The sequence below is a fragment of the Acidovorax sp. FG60 genome, from assembly GCF_057808995.1.
The window spans coordinates 17809-36390 of record NZ_JBMDJC010000010.1 but is presented as its reverse complement, the minus strand read 5'-3'; the positions used below and the strand labels follow the sequence as shown (position 1 = coordinate 36390).

Below are 18582 nucleotides of genomic sequence, written 5' to 3'. Positions count from 1 at the left end.
CAACCTTTTTCTACAGGAGAACAACATGAATGACCATGAACCCGTCATCGTCGGTGCTCTGCGCACCCCCGTGGGCAAACGCGGTGGGCGCCTGCAGAAATGGCACCCCGTCGATCTGCTGGGCGAGACGCTACGCCAACTGGTCGAGCGCTCCGGCGTCAACCCCGCAGATCTGGACGATGTGATCGTTGGCTGCGTGCTGCAGTGGGATCAACAGCACGGCAACCTGGGACGTCATGCCGTATTGGCAGCGGGACTGCCCGAATCCGTCCCGGCTGTGACGGTTGACCGGCAATGCGGCTCCGGCCAGCAAGCGGTCAGCTTTGCCGTGCACGGTATCCAGGCTGGTGCCTACCAACTGGTTATCGGGGCCGGGGTGGAGTCGATGTCGCAGGCTCCCATGCCACCTTCGTTCAAGCCCGGCGCGCCGCTGGGCTCGCAATACAGCCCGCGCGAACTGGCGCGCTACCAGGACAACCCGCTGCTGCCGCAAGGCGTCTCGTCGGAGTTGATGAACAAGCGCTTCGGCCTCACGCGCGAGGCCCTGGACGCTTTCGCCGTGCGCAGCCATCGGCGCGCCATCGCGGCATCGCAGGCTGGCCGCGTCCAAGACCAACTGGTGCGGCTGAACGAGGACCCGGCCGACCCGGACAGCCCGATCATCACCGCCGATGAGGGCATGCGCGCGGACCCCAACCCCGAAAAGATGGCCACGCTCAAGCCCGTGTTTTCCGCAGACGGCGCCACCACGGCCGCCAACTCGTCGCAGATCAGCGATGGAGCCGCTGCGCTGCTGATCGCCAGCCGCGCCTATGCCAAACAGCATGGCCTGGTGCCGCGAGCGCGCTTCGTCAGCACTGCCGTGGCGGCAGCCGACCCCGTCATCCAGTTCACCGCTGTTCTCGATGCCACCCGCAAGGCGCTGAAGGAATCGTGTCTGAGCCTGGCCGACATTGACCTGTTTGAAGTCAACGAAGCCTTTGGCGGAGTGCCGCTGATGTTCCAGCAGGAATTCCGCATTCCGGATGATCGCCTCAACGTCAACGGCGGCTCGGTGGCGATCGGCCATCCGCTGGGTTCCACCGGCGCGCGCATGCTCACCGACCTGCTGTGCGAGCTGGAGCGCCGGGGCGGCCGCTATGGCCTGCAAACCATCTGCGAGGCCTCGGGCACGGCCAATACAACCATCATCGAGCGACTGGCATGAGCGTGGCCAACATGAGCGAATCCAGCGAAGTGCTCGTCAGCCGCGAAGGCGCCATTGTCACGTTGACCATCAACCGCCCCCGTGCGAAGAACAGCTTGAACCGCACGGTATTCGATGGCCTGCGCGCACAGCTTGCGCAACTGCGCGACGACGATGCTGTGCGAGCCGTCGTCATCACCGGTGCCGAGGGAGTGTTTTGCGCAGGAGTTGACATCACGGCGTTCGAGGTTCTGCGCGCCGCGCCACTGATGGGTGATCGCGGACCGACGGGCTGGGACTTCTTTTCGGAACTGGGGAGATTTCCTAAGCCCGTCATTGCGGCGGTCGAAAAGGTCGCGCTGGGCGGCGGCACGGAACTGGCGCTGGCCTGCGACATCGTGATCGCCGGCGAGTCCGCCAAGTTCGGCGTGCCGGAAGTCAAGCTGGGCGCCATTCCTGGCGCCGGTGGCACCCAGCGCCTGATCCATGCCATCGGCAAGTCCAAGGCGATGGCCCTGCTGCTGACCGGCGATTTCATTGACGCCCGCAAAGCCTGCGACTTCGGCATCGTCGCCGAAGTGACGGCCGACGGCCAAGCCCTACCGACGGCGTTGGCGATGGCCAGCCGGATTGCGGCCAATTCGCCACTGGCCGTGGTTCTGGCGAAAGACGCGGCCTTGGCCAGCTTTGAAACTCCGCTCGCGCAGGGCCTGGAGCATGAGAAGCGCAATTTCTTCGTCGTTTTGCGTTCGGCCGACAACCTGGAAGGGCAAGCGGCATTCTTGGGCAAGCGTGCCCCCAATTTCACTGGCCATTAACGCCTGTCTGTCCTCTATCAAGGAAAAGCCATGAAACTGAATTCCGACATTTCTGCCGTCATCACCGGGGGGGCTTCCGGTCTGGGAGCTGCCACGGCCCGACTCTTGGCGAGCCACGGCGTCAAAGTCGCCATCTTCGACATGAACGAAGCCGTCGGCCAGGCTTTGGCAAGCGAGCTTGGCGGCGTTTACTGCAATGTGGACGTGATGTCCGAGGAGCAGGTGGACGCAGCCTTCGCCAAGGCCCGCGCCGCGATCGGGCAGGAACGCATTTTGGTCAACTGCGCCGGCACTGCCGATGCCGTCAAGACTGTCAGCCGCGACAAGAAAACCGGCGAAATCCGCCCATGCGCGGCAGATCGTTTCAATCGCATCATTCAGATCAACCTGGTGGGCACCTTCCGCTGCATCGCCAAGTCAGCTGCGGGTATGTTGACGCTCGCGCCGCTCGCCGATGGCGACCGCGGCGCCATCGTCAACACCGCTTCGGCCGCCGCGCAGGACGGCCAAGTCGGCCAGGCCAGCTATGCGGCCAGCAAGGCAGCAATCGTGGGTATGACCCTTCCAATCGCGCGCGACATGATGGACGAAGGGATTCGGATCAACACCATCATGCCGGGGATCTTCGGTACACCTTTGCTGTTGAGCCTGCCAGACAACGTCAAACAGGCGCTGGCGGCCAGCGTGCCCTTTCCCAAGCGGTTGGGTGACCCCGATGAATTCGCGCAGACCGTCGAGTTTCTCGTCACTTGCGGCTACATGAACGCCGAGTCCATTCGTGTGGATGGTGCCATTCGGATGGCACCGCGCTGACGTATCAATTTACCTGACCCATCCAACCACAACAGGAGACATCATGCAGAAAAGACAATTCATCACCATGCTTTCCGGCGCCATGCTGACGGGCGTTTCTGGTCTGACCCGCGCGCAGGGCGCGGGCATCCAAGGCGTAACAGACAGCGAGATCAAGATCGGCACGACCCTCCCGCTTAGCGGCCCGGCCGCAGGCTATGGCGCCGTCGGCAAGGCCATGTCTGCATGGTTTGATCTGGTAAACGCTGAGGGTGGCTTGAATGGTCGCAAGCTCAAGCTGGTGCTGGCCGACGATGGCTACAGCCCGCCGAAAACCCTGGAGCAAGTGCGCCGCCTGGTGGAGCGTGAGCAGGTGGCCTTCATTGCGGGTCAGATAGGCTCGTCCACCGGGCTGGCGGCGCGCAGCTATCTCAACAACGCCAAAGTACCGCAGCTCTTTGTTACGTCCGGTGCCGCCACATGGTTGGACGATGCGGCCAAGTTCCCCTGGAGCATGGGCTGGCTGCCCCTTTACACCGACGAGGGGCGCATTTTGGCCAGACACATCCTGCGGACGCGGCCGAACGCGAAGATCGCCATGTTCTACCAGAACGACGATGCCGGCAAGGATGTGCTGCGCGGCATGAAGGAGGTTCTGGCCGCCGCCGGAAAGCCGCTCGTGCGCGAAGAATCGCACGAGGTGTCCGATCCGACGGTGGACTCGCAGATCGTCTCCATGCAAGCCTCGGGCGCGGACGTTCTGGTGGCGTGGGGTTCGCCCAAAGCCACCCTCCAGTCGCTGCGCAAGGCCCATGACATCGGCTGGCGGCCGACGATCTACATCAACCCGAGTGCGTCTTCGGTGCCCATGGTGCTGACTCCGGTGGGGCTGGACAAGGTCAAGGGCGTCATGAGCGCCGCGTTCCTCAAGGATCCGGGCGATCCGACCTGGAAGGACGACTCCGGGCTCCAGGCCTGGCATGCTTTCATGGACAAATACAACAAAGGCGCGGCAAAGGAGTACCTTGCCGTACTCGGTGCTTCTATTGGACAAACGGTGGTGCAGTTGCTCAAGCAGTGTGGCAAAGACCTCTCGCGTGAAAACATCATGCGGCAGTCGCTCAGACTGGACATGGAGTTGCCCATGATGTTGCCGGGCCTGCGCATCAAGACCAGCGACGCCCGGCCTCACCCGATACCGGACATGCGCATCCAGCAGTTCGACGGTACGAGTTGGAAGGTGATGCCGTCCTGACGAGGCGAGCGCAGCGATGAACCCTATTCTTTCCGTACGCGATCTGACGATCCGCTTTGGCGGCGTCGTTGCGCTGGATGCCTTCTCGATGGACGTACCCGAAGGCAGCATCTTCGGCCTAATCGGGCCGAACGGGGCCGGCAAGACGACCTGCTTCAACTGCATTAGCGGCTTGTACCGGCCCACGCGCGGCAGCGTGCGCTTCGGCGGCACCGAACTGACGCGCCTGCCGCGCCACGGCGTCGCCCGGCTGGGCCTCAGCCGCACTTTCCAGAACGTGGCGCTCTACCCGTCGCTCCCGGTACGCGAGAACGTGATGGTGGGCGCGCACGCGCGGCTGCCCGTTTCCATGCTGGGTGCCGCGCTGCGCTCGCCCGCCGTCCGCGCGGCCGAGGAGGAGATCGCGCACTCGGCCGACGCGGCGCTGGCCACGCTGCGGCTGTCCGCTTATGCGGACCGGGGCGTGGCCGAACTGCCGGTGGGTATCCAGCACCGCGTGGAAATCGCACGGGCGCTGGTGACGCGGCCCAAGCTGCTGCTGCTCGACGAACCCGCCGCTGGCCTCACCGCTGGCGAGGTGGACGAGTTGCGTGAGGTGCTGCTGCGCCTGCATGAGGAATTGAAGCTGACCATAGTGGTCGTGGAGCACAACATGCGCTTCGTGATGAAGACCTGCTCCGACCTCGCGGTGTTGAGTTTTGGTCGCAAGCTCGCCCAGGGGTCGCCCGAGGACATTGCCAACGACGCCGCCGTGATCGACGCCTATCTGGGGGGTGTTCTGTGACCCAACGACTTGAAATCCGTGGTCTTGCGGTGGCCTACGGCCGAACGGTGGTGGTGCATGGCATCGATCTGCACGTTCAGGCGGGCGAGATGGTGGCGCTGCTCGGCGCCAACGGCGCGGGCAAGACCTCCATCCTGCGCGCGGTCAGCCACCAGCAGGTGACGGCCACGGGCGCACTGCGCTTCGAGGGCCGGGACATCATCGACATGCCCGCGCCCGCGATCGCCTCGCTGGGCATCGCGCACGTACCTGAAGGTCGCGGCACCTTCGCGGATCTGACGGTGCTGGAGAATCTGCGCGTGGGTGCAATCCACCGCCGCGACAAGGACAGCATCGAGCAGGACATCGCCCGGATGCAGACGCTGTTTCCCAAGCTGGCCAGCCGCTCCAAGCAGACGGCGGGCACGCTCAGCGGCGGCGAGCAGCAGATGCTGGCCATCGCCCGCGCGCTGATGATGCGCCCCAAGATGCTGCTGCTGGACGAGCCTTCGTTCGGCATCGCTCCGCGCGTGACGCAGGAAATCTACGAACTCCTGCATCAGTTGCGGGAAAGCGAGCATCTCACGGCGCTCATCGTGGAGCAGAACGCCCAAGTCGCGCTTAACTTGGTCAACAGGGCCTATGTGCTCGAAAGCGGTCGCATTACCGCGCAAGGCACCGCTGCCGAACTGCGCGAAGACGATGCTGTTCGCCGCAGCTACCTCGGCCACTAATCCAACAGAGATTCACCATGCAAGCATTCCTTCACCAGATCGCCTCGGGCCTAGCGGCAGGCGGCATCTACGCTAGCCTCGCCATCGCGCTCGTGCTTATCTACCGTTGCACTTCGTCCATAAATTTCGCACAGGGCGAATTGGCGATGTTCTCTACCTACATGAACTGGGCACTGGTTCAGGCTGGCGTGTCGTGGTGGGTGGCCTTCGCCATCGTTGTCGTGGGTGCCTTCCTGCTCGGGCTCGTACTGGAGCGGGTCATTTTCCAGCCCCTGCGGCACAAGCCGGTGCTCTCGGTCGTTGCAGCCAGCATTGCGCTGCTCATCATCCTCAACAGCCTGGTCGGCTGGCTGTTCGGACATGAGATGCAGGAGTCCGCCACGCCGTTCGGTGGTGTCCTTCGCCGTGCCGAGCCCTTTCTCTCTGCCCATGAGGCCGGCGTTCTGCTCTTCACCCTTGTCGAGCTGGTAGCGGTGTTCGTGTTCTTTCGCTTCACCCGCTTCGGCTTGGCGATGCGCGCGGTGGCGGTGAACGCGCCATCGGCAGAGCTATCGGGTATCAGCACCAACAAGGTTCTGGCCGTAGGCTGGGGCCTTGCGGCGGTGGCTGGTGCCGTAGCAGGGCTGATGGCCGCGCCAATCGTGTTCCTGGAGCCGTCGATGATGATGAGCCCGCTGATCTACGCGCTGGCGGGTGCGTTGCTGGGTGGTATTGCCAGCCCCGTGGGTGCCGTGGCCGGGGGCTTCACCATCGGAGTGCTGGAGAACCTGCTGGGCGCATATGTGGTTGGCAACGATCTGAAGCTGACCTGCATCATGCTTCTGATCATCGCCATGCTGGTCTTGCGGCCCGCCGGCATCTTCGGCAAGACGGTTCAGGTGAGGGTGTGAGCATGAACACCCTGAACACCCCTCTCACTACCTGCCCGGCGGCGTCGCCCGCCTGGTTGCGATGGGCGGCCTTGGCGGCCGGTCTCACGCTGCTGGCCTGGTCCTTTGGCTGGCAAAGCTACCAGTTGTACGTGATGACGCAAGTGTTGATCTACGGCATTGCCATCATGGGCCTGAACTTGCTCACCGGCTACACGGGCCAGATCTCGCTCGGCCACAGCGCCTTCTTCGCCATCGGTGCCTATACGGCGGCGGTGCTCTCGCACCAGCTGGGCTGGCCGTTCTACGTGGGCGTGCCGGTGGCGATGGTGCTGTGCTTTGCGACTGGGTTTCTTTTCGGCTTCCCGGCGCTGCGGCTGCCTATGCTCTACTTGGCACTGTCAACCTTCGCGGTGGCTGTAGTGACGCCGCAGGCGCTCAAGTGGAAGAAGATCGAGTGGCTGACCGGCGGCGTGGCGGGGATCGTCCTTGAAAAGCCTGTGTTCCCAGGGGCGCTGGCCGACCGGGCGGACTGGGCCATCATGGCCTGCGTTGCAGCCTGCGCGCTGTGCGCCTTCCTGCTGGCTCGGCGGATTCTCGGCTCGCAGTTCGGCCGCCTTGTGGACGCCTCGCGCGACCAACCGCTCGCGGCGGCGGCGGGCGGGCTCGACATCACCGCTCTGCGCACGCAGATGTTCGGCCTCAGCGCGTCGTTCACTGGCTTGGCCGGTGCTCTGAGCGTGGTGGCGGGCCAGTTCGTGGCGCCCGAGAACTTTCCCTTCCTGCTCTCAGTGTCCCTGTTGGTGGGTAGCTTCGTGGGTGGGGTGCGGAGCCTGTGGGGCGCCTTCTTGGGAGCCGCCTTCATCGTGCTCACGCCCAACTTGGCCGAGAGCCTGTCACAATCCGCCCCGTGGATGATCTTCGGCTTCGCACTGCTCGCAATGGTTTTCCTAGCCCCCAATGGCTTGAGCGGCTGGATCACCGGCCTCTGGCGCAGCCGCGAAAATTCCTCATCCACCCAGCCCTAGGTGTTGAGTTGCAATAGGTTATTCCCGCCGAGTCTGGATGCGGGAGGTTTGTGCCCGAGGGCTGAGTGAGGCCTTCGGGCGTTGTAGTAGCTCAGGAATGCGGGCAGCCCGGCCGTTCGCTCGGCGCTGTTTGACCACACGCGGCCATAGGCCCACTCACGCAGGCAAGTCTGGATAAAGCGCTCGGCCTTGCCATTGGTCTGCGGCCGATAGGGCTTAGTGAAGCTGTGCTTGATACCCATGGCCTGGCAGGTCTGTGCAAACAGACGTGAGCGGTAGGCCGCGCCGTTATCGGTGATCAACCGCTCGATCTTCACGCCCAAGGCCGCGTAGTGGGCAACACTAGCCTTGAGGAATTCCACGGCCGAGCCCTTGCGCTCATCAGCGTGCATTTGTACGAAGCCTACGCGGGAGTGGTCGTCGATGGCCACATGTGCGAACTCCCAGCCTGCACCTCGGGTGTGGTCGCGTGGATCGCCAGTGGCGCGGTGGCCCGTGACGACGATGCGTCCGAGCTTCTTGGTGTCCATGTGCAGCAGCTCGCCGGGCCTTTGACGCTCATAGCGCACCGCGAGATTCGCAGGCTCCAGGGCTTTGAGGCTGGACAGGCCCAGGCGAGCGAGCAGACGACTGATGGTTGACACGCTGCGCCCGACGATCCGGGCAATGCTGCGCATGGGCATACGGCTGCGACGCAGCTGTTCAATGCGCCGGCACAGCGCCGCGTCGCATGTCGTGCGTGTAGTCTGCGGGCGCGAGCTGCGGTCATACAAGCCGGCCAGGCCTTGTTCGGCAAAGCGCTTGAGCCATTTACGGGCGGTGCGCTCGCTGATGCCTGCGGCCGAGGCCGCAGGCATCAGCCCCATGACGGCGATGCGCTCTACGAACAATTTACGCCCTTCGAAGGTGAGTCTGGCATTCTTATGGCTGTTCATCCGGTGGGATTCCTCTGTGATCCTGAAGCGTGGTACCTCCAGTCTCCCAGAACCATTCGGGTGAACAACCTATTGAGACACAACACCTAGGCGCTTTCCATGCAGCCGTCTTCGTCGGGGGTACGGGCATGCCCGTTTCGGCAAGCACATTGACCGCAGCCTCAAATCGCTCGCTGCCGACGCGATCGGCGAGGCCGCGCCGATGCGGACATCACTCCGTCCCAACAGCAGGCGGCCTACATGGGAAACGCCGCCACTGGCGTGATTTCCGGCCAAGTGCTGATCCCCAGACAGGTAGGGCTGCGCAGCATGAGCATCGGGCGCATTCCGGTCGTCAACATCGAGAGGGCTTGTAAACGGATCTGTGCAGTGGGTGCTCGATATGCTGTCGGCTTCAGATAACAGACAAGCCCTGCTGCCATCGGATTTGCCAGGATACGCGGCCGTCATGTACCTGCGCAGAAATCGGCATACCGAGCCGTTGTTCGATGACAGGACTCCATGGCACCAGGCGAAACCCCATGCCGTCATCGAGCATAGCGTAGCGTCCGCTGGCCAGCATGATGCTGCGGCGGTAAATGCCCGCCACGCGCTGGCCGTCGGCCATGGGCCGGTGCTCCAGGCCAGTTTCGGCGGCCAAGTCTTTCGCGGCATGCGCGACATTCCGGCTGCGCAGCGTTGCCAGCAGGTTGCGCGCCAAGATCACCCGCGGCCCCCGCCGCTCGGCCAGCCCCTGTTCGGTTAGAAAATCAACCCGTTGCTGCAGCGCGGCCTTGACCTCCCCGCCAAAGCCCAAATCTCCCAGCCCCTTGCCACCGCTGATCAACTGCCGATCCAGCCAGGTCGCGCCGATCACGCGGGTCTGCCGCTCGATGGGCAGGTGCGACTTCAGTACCACCGCCACGCCACCGCCCAGGCGCTGGACATCGTATTGGAGGCCTTGTTCGGCCAGGTCACCGGGTATGCGCCAAACGCCTTCGGCCTCGCGCTCCACGATGCCGGCGCGGCGCAGGGCTTCGAGCCGGCGCACATGCGCGGCCACCACCTCGCGCGATTCGCGATTGGGCGTGGCCTGACCTTGGGCGAGCGCTAGGTGATGGTCGGTGCGATAGATGCCGTTCTCCGACAGCGCGGCGATGTTCCGGTCTGCCGCTCGCACGTCGGTAGAACCTTTCACCTCTACCACTGCGCCTGTGGGGTATTGCTCAAGTTCCGACCTGGGTGGCAGAGCAACGTAGTGAGCCTTGCCGTCGGTCCCGTCGATGACCAGATAGCCCTTGTTGTACAGCTCGTCTGCCAGCCCTTTAGCGGCAACGCGGCCTACGATGGTGTGGCCATCCGCGCCAGGCTGGAACACGGCGAACTCACACTGCTTGCCGCTCATGGCGCGCTGCATGTTGCGGATGATGTCGCCGCGCTCACCCATGGCCCTTAGTGTCGGCTCGGTCTCGGGATGAATGGTCCACACGCCGGGCTGTTGCTCGTTCGCCAGCCCCATGCATTGCAAGCGCTGCAGGCGTCCGATCAGCATTTGCCTCTGACGTTGCAACCCGGGATCTTTCAGCGTCTCCGGCAGCACCAGACCATCCTTGGCCTCGCGTTGCAAGGCGCGATCCAAACTGGTCCACCGCTCATGGTCGACTTCGCGTTGCATAGTCCGCTGGATCTCCAACTCGGTGCGCGGACCAAGCCATTCGGTTGCAAGTTCGGCGGCTCGGTGGCGCATCCCAACGGCGATGTAATCGTGGGAGATAACGAGGTCTTTGCCGGTGTCGTCCTTGCCGCGCAGGACGACGTGCGTGTGTGGGTTGTCGGTGTTCCAGTGATCCACCGCCACCCAGTCCAGCCGCGTGCCCAGGTCGGCCTCTATGCGCGCCATCAGATGCCGGGTGTAGGTGCGCAGGTCATCGAGCTGTTCGGCATCCTCCGGCGAGACGATAAAGCGAAACTGGTGCCGATCCTCGCGCCCTCGCGCCTCGAAAGAGGTGGTGTCCGCCGTGTCAGCGGTCGGACCGTAGGCATGGCCAGGACCGCCCTGACGATCGACGCCCTCGCGCTCGATGTAGCGCAGGTGCGCGACGGTAGAGCGCGGCCCGGCCTTGGCCAGATTGACCAGCCGCGCCTTGATCGTCACACGCCGGGCACTGGGCGTGAGCGAGGCCCTTGCGAAGCGAGCTGCGACATGGCCACGTCCCAGCCGAGAACCAGGTCGCTGGCCGACCTTGCCGACTGCTTTGCCGAACTTGGCACCGGCCTTGTTGGTCTGGCGCATCACTTTGTTGATGAAGGCGTCATCACGCTGTTTGGGCGTGCCAGGACGGATGCCAAAGCGGTCGTCATCGCTGCGGCTCATCCTGCGCCTCCATCCAAGATCAGCGTAGCTGAGCGTGCGAAGCACGCGCTTTCACCGATGCCGATGCGGCATTGCGCACTTTCGCAGCACGCTGCCGCCTCTTGGCGCGTGCCGCGCCACCCCCACGTGCAGACAGGGTTTTCAAGCGGTATGGTGCCGCGACCTTTTATCTTGCCCTGCATCTTTCCCCGTGCACCTGTGCCGTCCACCGGGCCGGCGGGCACGGTGAGGCGATGCACTGGCGGCTGCAGCGACAGCCGTCGCGCGGCCGTCATGGCTGGGCCTCCAGCCACAGCGGGTGCGCGGTGCCGATGACATCTGCGCTGCGCACCGGCCCGAAATAGCGGCTGTCGAACGACGCCGAGTTAGTCAAGCTGAGCAGGAAGACCTCGCCAGTCCGCAAGCGTCGGCACTGCGGCCAGCCGTGCAGCGGGCGACCCAAGCGGTCCGCGCGCAAGGTGGTGGCCACAGTGTGGCCGTCGATACGCAAGGCCTGGCCAATGGTGCACACGCGTTGTGGCGCCACAGCGCCCACGCGTTTGAGCAACGGAACCTGCAGCGGCAGGTAGCCGCGCTGCGCGGCCAGTGCAGCGGCGTGGGCAGGAAGGCGTACAAGCACGATGCTGCCGACCTGCAGCGGTGCGGACTTCAGTGTGGTGTCAGACGCTGGTTGTTGCAGCATCGGATCGACGCGGTACCAGCCCACGGGCACGCTGTCAGATGGGTTGTAGACCAGGCGCGGCAAGGGCTTTGCGAACGAGGCCCACGCGAGTGCAGCCAATGCGACGGCCGCTGCGCTGCCGAGTGCAAGGATGGAAGCACGCGAGCGGCTCATGACGCGCCCCTCGTGGCCAGCGCTGCGGCGTGGCGGTCGGCACCATATGCCGGCAGTTGCAGCGGAGTGGCCGACGGCCCAGCAGTCCAGACCGCAAGACGGTTTCCCAGCGTGCCCCAGTACGCGGCGGCGACGGTGCAGGCGTCGGTGCCCTGGGCCTCGATGGCGTCGATCTGCTGCAGCACGGCGCGTACCTTGAGTTCGCCTTCGGCGTTCAGCAACAGGCGCGCGCCAGGGCGTACGCCAGGCAGGCTCTGCAAGGTGTCCAGCGGCGTGCCGGCCTGCAGCACCATCAACTGCCACAGCGTCGTGCCGTGGTCGTTGGCCTGCCAGCGCACGCGGCAGAAGACGGCCGACGGTTTGAAGATCGCACAGCGCCGCCAGTGGTCGAGTTGCAAGGTACGTTCGGGTTGCCCAAAGCGCAGGTAGAGGTTGAACCGCTGGTGGACGTAGGCCAGCGAGACGCGGGTCTGCGGCGTGGTTCTTGCCGGGTTGTGTTGCAGCGGAAGAGGTCGCGGCAGCGGCGAATGCGTTGCGCTGGGCGCAACCGTGCCATCGGGCGTGGTGTGCATGTTCATGGGGATGTCTCCGAACGGGATTCCGGGAATTCGCGCTCCAACAGAGCGCGCAGCAGTTCGGCCACAGTGGTGCCCTGGGTGAACGCCGAGACCTTGATGCGCGCCCGCATGGCGGGAGTGACGTCCAGCGTCAGGCGGGCGGTGAACAGATCGCCTTTCTGCAGGTTTTCGGCATCACCCTGGCGCACCCAGGCATCGGCCTGCGGGTTGGCGGGTGGGCGTGCGCCGATGGCGATGCGTTTGCCACGCGACGGGTGTTCCGCAGTCATGACGGCCACCGCAGCAGTTCATCGACCAGGGCGGTCACCTCGCGTGCGGCAGCGCTGTCGGGTGCGGTTTCGCAGGCCAGCCGGCCGGCGGCCACGCTGTCGGCGAACACGATGCGCTGGTGCACCTCCGAGCGCAGCGCGGGCAGCGGCTGCTCGGCCAGCGCCTGGCGGGCTTCTCGGCCGATCACGGTGGTGCTGACGCGCCGGTTGATGACAAAGGCCGCACGCAGCGCCGGGCGGAAGACTTGGGCTTCTCGGATCAGCGCCACCATCTCGGCGCTGGCCCACAGGTCGTAGGGGCTGGGCTGCACCGGGATGACCACGCGGTCGGCCGCCAGCAACGCGGAGCGCGCCAGCGCCGCGATGCGGGGTGGGCCGTCGATGACGACGTGATCGACCCGCCGGGCCAACTCGGGCGCTTCCTGGTGCAGGGTTTCGCGGGCCAGGCCTACGGTGCTGAACAGCCGGGGCAGGCCCTGCTGGCTGCGGCGTTGGGTCCAGTCGAGGGCAGATCCCTGCGGGTCCGCATCGAGCAGCACCACCTGCTGGCCACGCAACGCGAGTTCGCCCGCGACGTGGGTGGCCAGCGTGGTCTTGCCCACGCCGCCTTTCTGGTTGAGCAGGGCCAGGATCACGACGTGGTCCCTTCCGCTCGAAGCATGGTGGCGGCAGCGTGCCGGTCGACACTTGTCCACCGAAACAGCGCGCTCTCACCACCAGTTAGATGAATTGGGTTAGGTACGTTACGGCCGACGACAACCCGCGCCGCCATTGGGCTGGCGGCCGATCGGCACGCCTGATGGCACGAGGGATGCACGCCGGATAGCACGAGGCGGGACACGCCCGATGGCACGAGCCCGTCCACAGGCCATGAACCGCTTATCCCCGTGCCGTGGGTGGCACCGGTCGGAACGTCAGTACCTCTGCACCCGTGCCCGGCATGCGCACGATGCCCAGGCGGTAGCCTGGCATGGTCTGCCGTGCCACCAGGGCGCGCAGGTCGCAGGCGAAGTCGTGTGGCTTGGCGGTGCTGCCGGACTTGCGGTGCAGGTGCTTGAAGTCGAACTGCCAGCCGCCAGGCTGGTGCCCGCCGTGTTTGCGCACCAGGCGGTAGAGCCAGCGCTCGATGCCGCCGGTCAGGTCGAAGTAGGCCGGGTCGATGGTGAGCACCAGGGCGGCGTCCAGCACGCCCGCGTAAAACCAGTCTGGCAGGATCAACTCGATGCCCAGCGGCGTGCCGCGGGCGTCGGCCAGTTCCTTCCACTCGTTGATCCAGGAAAAGCGGTGCAGTCGCCGCCCGGTCGTTTCTCGGATGGAGGTGGCCACGGTGGTGGACTGCAGGCGATCCAGCGCGGCCTTGAGGCGCAGGTAGTCGCGCAGAGACACACCGCGCCCGATGAAGCGCAGGATCTCGTAGGGCCGTGCGCGCATCAGCCGCGAGGTGGTGATTCCGGCATCGCGCGCCTCCACGATCTGGCTGGCCGCCCAGATGAGGATGTCGGCATCCCAGATGGTGGCGATGCCGTGTTCCTGCGTGCCCTCCACCCGGATGGCAACGTTGCCGCTGCGAAAGTCGATGGGCTTGGTGCGCCGGGACTTCGCCAGTGAGAAGAAGGGATAGGCCATCAGGTCCTGGCTGTCGCGCGGCGCCATGTCGCCCGGCAGTGCGCGGAACAGGTCGAGCTGTTCCACAGGGCGCTGTGGCGCGGGTGAGGACATCGGCAACAGGCAGCGAAGAGGGCGCGCAGCGCCCCTCAGCGCGCACGGCTGTCGGCCGAGTGGTGCTCGGCGTACTCGGGGTCGGACGTGGCCTCGAAGCTGCGCTGGTCGGCCCATGTGTCGAGGTCGGTGACTGCGTACATGACACGCCGGCCGAACTTCCGAAAGCGCGGGCCGCCGCCGATGACGCGCTGCTTTTCCAGGGTGCGCGGGGACAGACGCAGGTAGTTGGCGGCCTCGTCGTTGGTGAGGTAGCGCGGCGGTTGCGGCTTGGCTGCAGCTTGTGCGGTGGCCTGTGGCGCGTGGGCGGGTGCGGCGGCAGGCCGCAAGGGAAAGGGTCGCATGAGAGGCGCCTCCATCGGTTCAGAAGGTCCGGCTGCGGGGTTGCAGCCGGGTGGAGGCAGTCTCAGGAAATGCGGGCGTTCTGCTCAGGGATGATCTGGAGTGGTGCGGTTTCGTCCCTGCTGTTTTGCTGGCAGCGGACCGAGCCCAGCCAGCTCGCGGTAGCCTCCATTCATCAGCGCGCGGCCACGCTGCACCAGGCGGCGCACGCGGGCGCGCAAGGCGCTGTCGGCGTGCCAGTTGGTCGCGACCTCCGTCGCGCCGAACAGGCCCTCTGCGATCTCGCGCAGCGAGGCGCCGTCCTGGCTGGCATCGAGGGCCTGTAGGGTGTGTAGCGTTTGAAGTGCAGCAGGACAGGGGCGCGGCTGCGTCGTGGCCAGCGGTTCAGCCTGGCAGGCGGCAGTCAGTTGGTCAAGTTCGGCTGCGATGTCGCGGTAGCGTGAGCCTGGGGCGCGGCAGGCGCGCACTGCAAAGGCGTGCGGCATGCCGTCTTGCAGGTCGGGCGCCAGCACCATGCGTGCGCAGCAACCCGGCCAGCGCGCGGCGAGCACGAGGCCTTGGCCATCGTGCTGCAAGGCCTTGCGGCCGGGCAGGCGCCAGAACTCGAAGGGGCAGTCATCAGGCCCAGCGTTGTCGTCGGGCACCACGCGGATGGCGTGAGCCTGGGTGTTGAGCCAGTGGGGCAGCGCCTCACGCGCATCCAGCGTCGGGTCTTCCAGCGTGCGCAGGCCCCAGGGCCGCGCTGCGCCGGCGTCAGTTGCCTGCATGCGCCAGGCCAACCGGTAGCCGGGGTGGCGTCGCAGATACTCCCAGGCCAGTGCCGGTGCGTCGAGATGAAGCGCGTAGAGGTAGGCCGCGCTGGCGTGCCAGGGCGGCGGTTGTGCGGCCTGTGGCTGGCCGCCGGCAAGGTCTGCCATGGTGCGAACTCCCTGTTCTCGTGCGGGACGTCGCATCGGTCGGCACCGGCTACGAAATCATCGGTCAGCCACCGTTTGGGGGCAGGGCTGCGACATGGCATCCGAAGGTTGCCGGACTCCCGGTGAGCGCATACGAGGCAACGGCGACGTGGCCTCAATGCCATCGTGGCGAGGCCGACCATGGCGTGGTGCAGCGCGTTCGTCATGACCGTTTGGGTCTGAATGGTGACGGCGATCGCGTGTTCGCGACATTCAGACCGTCCCGGTCTGGTGTGTGGCCGCGCGGAGCGCTCAGTCCGTGATCGAGCCGTTGTCCTGTGCCAGCCGCAGGTACTCTGACATCGGCCGCATGGCATGAAAGTGCCGGTCGCGCCGCACCGGTAGCTGGTCGGGACCGACGATGGCAGCGAGGTCCGACAGCCTGATGGTGCCCAGCTCGGGCATGCCGATGCCCACGTCGCACAGACCCCAGGCGGTGTCGCCGTCGGCGGGGTTCAGGGCGGCGAGCAGCCAGGTCGCGTGCGCGTCTGGCGTGAACAGGCGCACCACGGGCCACAGGTCGGCCTGCGCGTCAGCGGCGCGGGCATGACCATTGGCCAGCAGCTGCGCACGCTGCTCGTCGGTGATGAGGGGTTCAGCCGGCATGGTCAGAGCGCGTGGCGTTGGGCGGAAACGCGCGTTGCATCAGAAGCACCGAATCGCAAAGCCGCTTTCGTGCCTCCCAGCAAAAGTGCAGAGTCACTTTTGCAGAAAACACCCTTGCACGAAGGCTGAAAGTCGGCATGACGTGAATGCTCGATTGAGCCAATGTGGCTTTGAGTTTTTACGTGGATACACGAGTGTTACGCAAAAGCACGAAAACACCCATGAGGGGATTCACCAAATCGGCCGCTCAAATCGGTAATGAGTTAAAGATAACGTGGTTTTAATTGTCTCTAAACGGAACGCTTCTGTCCATGCAGAAGCGTCCCATCCAGGCCGGCCGTCCGGCCGGCGCCACCACCTTCGATGCCGAGCTGGCGCAAGCCTTCGGCGCGGCGGTGCGTGCGCTGCGCTCGGGGCAGGGCATGGCCCAGGAGGCGCTGGCGCACCGGGCTGGCATCGAGCGCTCGCACATGGGCAAGATCGAGCGCGGCGAGCACATTCCCTCGCTGCCGCTGATCTTCAAGATCGCGGCAGCGCTGGAGTGCGGTGCGACCGACCTGATGGCCGCGACCGAAGCCCAACTGGGTTCGACCGCGGCCTGAGACTGCAGGCTTGGCCTGCGGCATGGATCCCGCCTGGACGACGGGATCGAACCGGCCGTCAGGCCGTGGGCTTGCTGCGCGACCAGATCAGGTTGTGCGAGCCGTCCTCTTCCTCGATCAGGCGGGCGTAGATGGTTGCCGGGAACGAGGGGTCGTCCAGCGTCACCGAGAGGTAAGGGCGTTCGGACTGGCTGACCTTCTTCCAGGCGGCGCCGATGTCGTAGCCGGTGCCGGCCTGGATGCGGTAGTCGGGGGCGTTCTCGCTGCCCTTGTCGTTGCGCACGAACTTGACCTTGACGTTGAGCGTGAGGGTGCGAACGGTGCCGATGAAGCCATCGTTCTGAGCGGTGAAGGTGCCGATGTTGGCCATGATGATTTCCTTTCGGGTTGCCAAGGTCGCGCCCATCGCGTCCTTGTTGTGATCCGTCAGGCGGGGGACGGGCGGGCTGCACCCCGCAGCGCAGCGAAGGGGCCGCAACAGCGTGGAGGACCGGTAGGCACGGGAAATTTGCGTCGCGAGGAATCCGCGCAGCGGAGGGGAAATTTCTTGGGCCGTACGGTTGCGGCCATCTAGCCCGAGGCGCAGCCGCGACCCCGCCAGGATTCACGACAAGACAAGGACGCCTGGGACGCACCTTTCCCGAAAGGCCTCATGGCCGAGCACGTTCACCATGCCTGCGTTGAGACCTCAGCGGCCACCACCATTGCGTCATCAGTCAGAGTCGCAACAACGTTAGAAGCCCCTGCGGCATCCATCCGGCACCCCACACCGCACGCCGCCTGCCAGGTCAACCAGGACGGTGCCCACACCTTGCGGTCTGCGTCACTCCCTGCGTCATGCCCGCCAGCGTGGGGGAAGAGGGCACACCAGGCAACCCAGCGCAGCGAGCTGAGGCGTAGCACCCGGCTCGCGCAGCGGGGTGATTTAGGTCCGGAGTCGAAGCACGAACGCTTCCGGCACGCTCAGGCAAGCGCAGTGCGCAGGCGTGAAGGATCGAAGCCGAAGGGCCGTGACGGCTATGACGGCACGGGGCGCAGCCCGAGAGCCTGGCGGCGCTGGGCGCCGACACGCCCACCCAGACGCACCACAGCCCAGGTCACATGAAGAAGCTACCCTGGTCCGAATAGCCCATAGGGTCGATCTCCAGTTGAGCCAGCCAGGGCTGGACCGCTCGCTTGCAGGAAAAGTCCTCACCGCCGTCCTGAATCCAGGCGCCGAGACGGCGCTCCACCCACGCGTGAGCATGGGCGTCGCCATCGCGTAAACCATTGAATCGGTCGGGCTCAATGCCCTCATGCCGCGGATCAAGCACCACGTTGATCGACAGTTCATCGCCGCTTATGGCATCCACACTGGCCACGGCCATATGGCCACCCTCAAGGTCGAAGCGGTAGATGTGCCGCTTGCAAAGCTGGCTGTGCGGATTGCCGCCGGGCCACCAGTTGTCGCTGGGCTCCAGGCCGAACAGTCGCTGCTCCAGCCCCGCATTGATGGCAGCGACCATCAGGTTGCGCCAGCCCGTCCACCGTGCACTTCGCTTTTTGCTCAGGGGGAAGTTGCGGAACGGCGAGTACGAGTGCTCGAACTCGGGGACCAGACGCAGATCCCCTGTGGCGTTGTAGCCCAGCTCCTGGAGTCGCCGCACCATGCGCGCATTGCTGGGCTTGGGCACCTCGACGGTCGTTCGACCGGCGAGAGCAGCGCGTAGCGCCGCATGCGTCTTGAAGCCGAGCGCCGACGCAAGGGCTTCACTGAGATGAGCGGACGAGACACCGCTGACGCGGTGCTGGGCACTGTGCTTGAGATTGCGCACGGCCGCAGCGGAGACGAAGAATGTCGAATCAGACATGCCAAATTCCTTTGTGCATGGTCGATGACTGCCGATTACGCACCGACCGGAGGAATGGACACGGTCTGCGATCAGAGAAGGGAAGCGAGAAA

Annotated in this window: 21 protein-coding genes; 9 read left to right on the top strand and 12 right to left on the bottom strand. The window is 65.3% G+C overall.

The genetic code is table 11. The annotated features are described in order from the left end of the window. Positions 1–25: 25 nt before the first annotated feature. The 8 genes from ACODS0_RS16070 to ACODS0_RS16035 are packed head-to-tail and all read left to right on the top strand — an operon-like array spanning position 26 to position 7445. Entirely contained in the window at positions 26–1207 is a 1182-nt protein-coding gene (locus tag ACODS0_RS16070; protein ID WP_488835970.1) for a thiolase family protein, read from the top strand. Beyond that, the gene (locus ACODS0_RS16065) at positions 1204–2004 is read left to right on the top strand and encodes an enoyl-CoA hydratase/isomerase family protein (protein WP_156843225.1); all 801 of its coding nucleotides are present in this window, start codon (positions 1204–1206) and stop codon (positions 2002–2004) included. Before ACODS0_RS16070 ends, ACODS0_RS16065 begins: the two co-directional genes overlap by 4 nt. A gap of 30 nt (positions 2005–2034) precedes the next feature. Next, on the top strand, positions 2035–2817 hold the full coding sequence (locus tag ACODS0_RS16060) for an SDR family NAD(P)-dependent oxidoreductase (protein WP_156843226.1): 783 nt from the start codon (positions 2035–2037) through the stop codon (positions 2815–2817). A gap of 43 nt (positions 2818–2860) precedes the next feature. Further along, on the top strand, positions 2861–4051 hold the full coding sequence (locus ACODS0_RS16055; protein WP_488835969.1) for an ABC transporter substrate-binding protein: 1191 nt from the start codon (positions 2861–2863) through the stop codon (positions 4049–4051). 16 nt (positions 4052–4067) lie between these two features. Then, entirely contained in the window at positions 4068–4835 is a 768-nt protein-coding gene (locus ACODS0_RS16050; protein WP_488835968.1) for an ABC transporter ATP-binding protein, read from the top strand. Next, a complete protein-coding gene (locus ACODS0_RS16045) occupies positions 4832–5548 on the top strand; it encodes an ABC transporter ATP-binding protein (protein WP_488835967.1) in 717 nt (238 codons plus the stop codon). The genes ACODS0_RS16050 and ACODS0_RS16045 overlap by 4 nt, the downstream gene beginning before the upstream one ends. A 17-nt stretch (positions 5549–5565) precedes the next feature. After that, on the top strand, positions 5566–6438 hold the full coding sequence (locus tag ACODS0_RS16040; RefSeq protein ID WP_488835966.1) for a branched-chain amino acid ABC transporter permease: 873 nt from the start codon (positions 5566–5568) through the stop codon (positions 6436–6438). A 2-nt stretch (positions 6439–6440) separates the two neighbouring features. Further along, positions 6441–7445 (top strand): branched-chain amino acid ABC transporter permease, encoded by a 1005-nt coding sequence (locus tag ACODS0_RS16035; protein WP_488835965.1) that lies wholly within the window; start codon positions 6441–6443, stop codon positions 7443–7445. Here ACODS0_RS16035 and ACODS0_RS16030 read toward each other — a convergent pair. From ACODS0_RS16030 to ACODS0_RS15985, 10 genes are all read right to left on the bottom strand, one after another. Continuing rightward, positions 7442–8380, bottom strand: a complete 939-nt coding sequence (locus tag ACODS0_RS16030) for an IS481 family transposase (RefSeq protein WP_488835964.1) — start codon at positions 8378–8380, stop codon at positions 7442–7444. The genes ACODS0_RS16035 and ACODS0_RS16030 overlap by 4 nt on opposite strands. Positions 8381–8774: 394 nt before the next feature. Then, on the bottom strand, positions 8775–10733 hold the full coding sequence (locus ACODS0_RS16025; protein ID WP_488835963.1) for a DUF3363 domain-containing protein: 1959 nt from the start codon (positions 10731–10733) through the stop codon (positions 8775–8777). A gap of 271 nt (positions 10734–11004) precedes the next feature. After that, the gene (locus tag ACODS0_RS16020) at positions 11005–11568 is read right to left on the bottom strand and encodes a S26 family signal peptidase (protein ID WP_488835962.1); all 564 of its coding nucleotides are present in this window, start codon (positions 11566–11568) and stop codon (positions 11005–11007) included. Continuing rightward, complete coding sequence (locus ACODS0_RS16015) at positions 11565–12146, bottom strand: DUF2840 domain-containing protein (RefSeq protein WP_488835961.1); 582 nt, start codon at positions 12144–12146, stop codon at positions 11565–11567. The genes ACODS0_RS16020 and ACODS0_RS16015 overlap by 4 nt, the downstream gene beginning before the upstream one ends. After that, a complete protein-coding gene (locus tag ACODS0_RS16010) occupies positions 12143–12415 on the bottom strand; it encodes a chromosome partitioning protein ParB (RefSeq protein WP_488835960.1) in 273 nt (90 codons plus the stop codon). Before ACODS0_RS16010 ends, ACODS0_RS16015 begins: the two co-directional genes overlap by 4 nt. Beyond that, on the bottom strand, positions 12412–13050 hold the full coding sequence (gene parA / locus ACODS0_RS16005; RefSeq protein ID WP_488835959.1) for a ParA family partition ATPase: 639 nt from the start codon (positions 13048–13050) through the stop codon (positions 12412–12414). The genes ACODS0_RS16010 and parA overlap by 4 nt, the downstream gene beginning before the upstream one ends. A gap of 244 nt (positions 13051–13294) precedes the next feature. Further along, complete coding sequence (locus ACODS0_RS16000) at positions 13295–14134, bottom strand: replication initiator protein A (protein ID WP_488835958.1); 840 nt, start codon at positions 14132–14134, stop codon at positions 13295–13297. Between the two features lie 35 nt (positions 14135–14169). After that, positions 14170–14478, bottom strand: a complete 309-nt coding sequence (locus ACODS0_RS15995; protein WP_488835957.1) for a helix-turn-helix domain-containing protein — start codon at positions 14476–14478, stop codon at positions 14170–14172. Between the two features lie 84 nt (positions 14479–14562). Continuing rightward, the gene (locus tag ACODS0_RS15990) at positions 14563–15393 is read right to left on the bottom strand and encodes a DUF2285 domain-containing protein (RefSeq protein ID WP_488835956.1); all 831 of its coding nucleotides are present in this window, start codon (positions 15391–15393) and stop codon (positions 14563–14565) included. Between the two features lie 291 nt (positions 15394–15684). Continuing rightward, entirely contained in the window at positions 15685–16038 is a 354-nt protein-coding gene (locus ACODS0_RS15985; RefSeq protein ID WP_488835955.1) for a DUF2958 domain-containing protein, read from the bottom strand. Between the two features lie 311 nt (positions 16039–16349). Here ACODS0_RS15985 and ACODS0_RS15980 point away from each other — a divergent pair, with 311 nt between their 5' ends. Continuing rightward, positions 16350–16640 (top strand): helix-turn-helix domain-containing protein, encoded by a 291-nt coding sequence (locus ACODS0_RS15980; protein ID WP_291096890.1) that lies wholly within the window; start codon positions 16350–16352, stop codon positions 16638–16640. Between the two features lie 58 nt (positions 16641–16698). On the opposite strand, the gene ACODS0_RS15975 is transcribed toward ACODS0_RS15980, so the two are convergent. After that, positions 16699–17010, bottom strand: coding sequence for a DUF736 domain-containing protein (locus ACODS0_RS15975; protein WP_305723808.1), 312 nt, complete (start codon positions 17008–17010; stop codon positions 16699–16701). Positions 17011–17737: 727 nt separating this feature from the next. Next, positions 17738–18490 (bottom strand): hypothetical protein, encoded by a 753-nt coding sequence (locus ACODS0_RS15970; RefSeq protein WP_291096885.1) that lies wholly within the window; start codon positions 18488–18490, stop codon positions 17738–17740. Between the last annotated feature and the right edge of the window lie 92 nt (positions 18491–18582).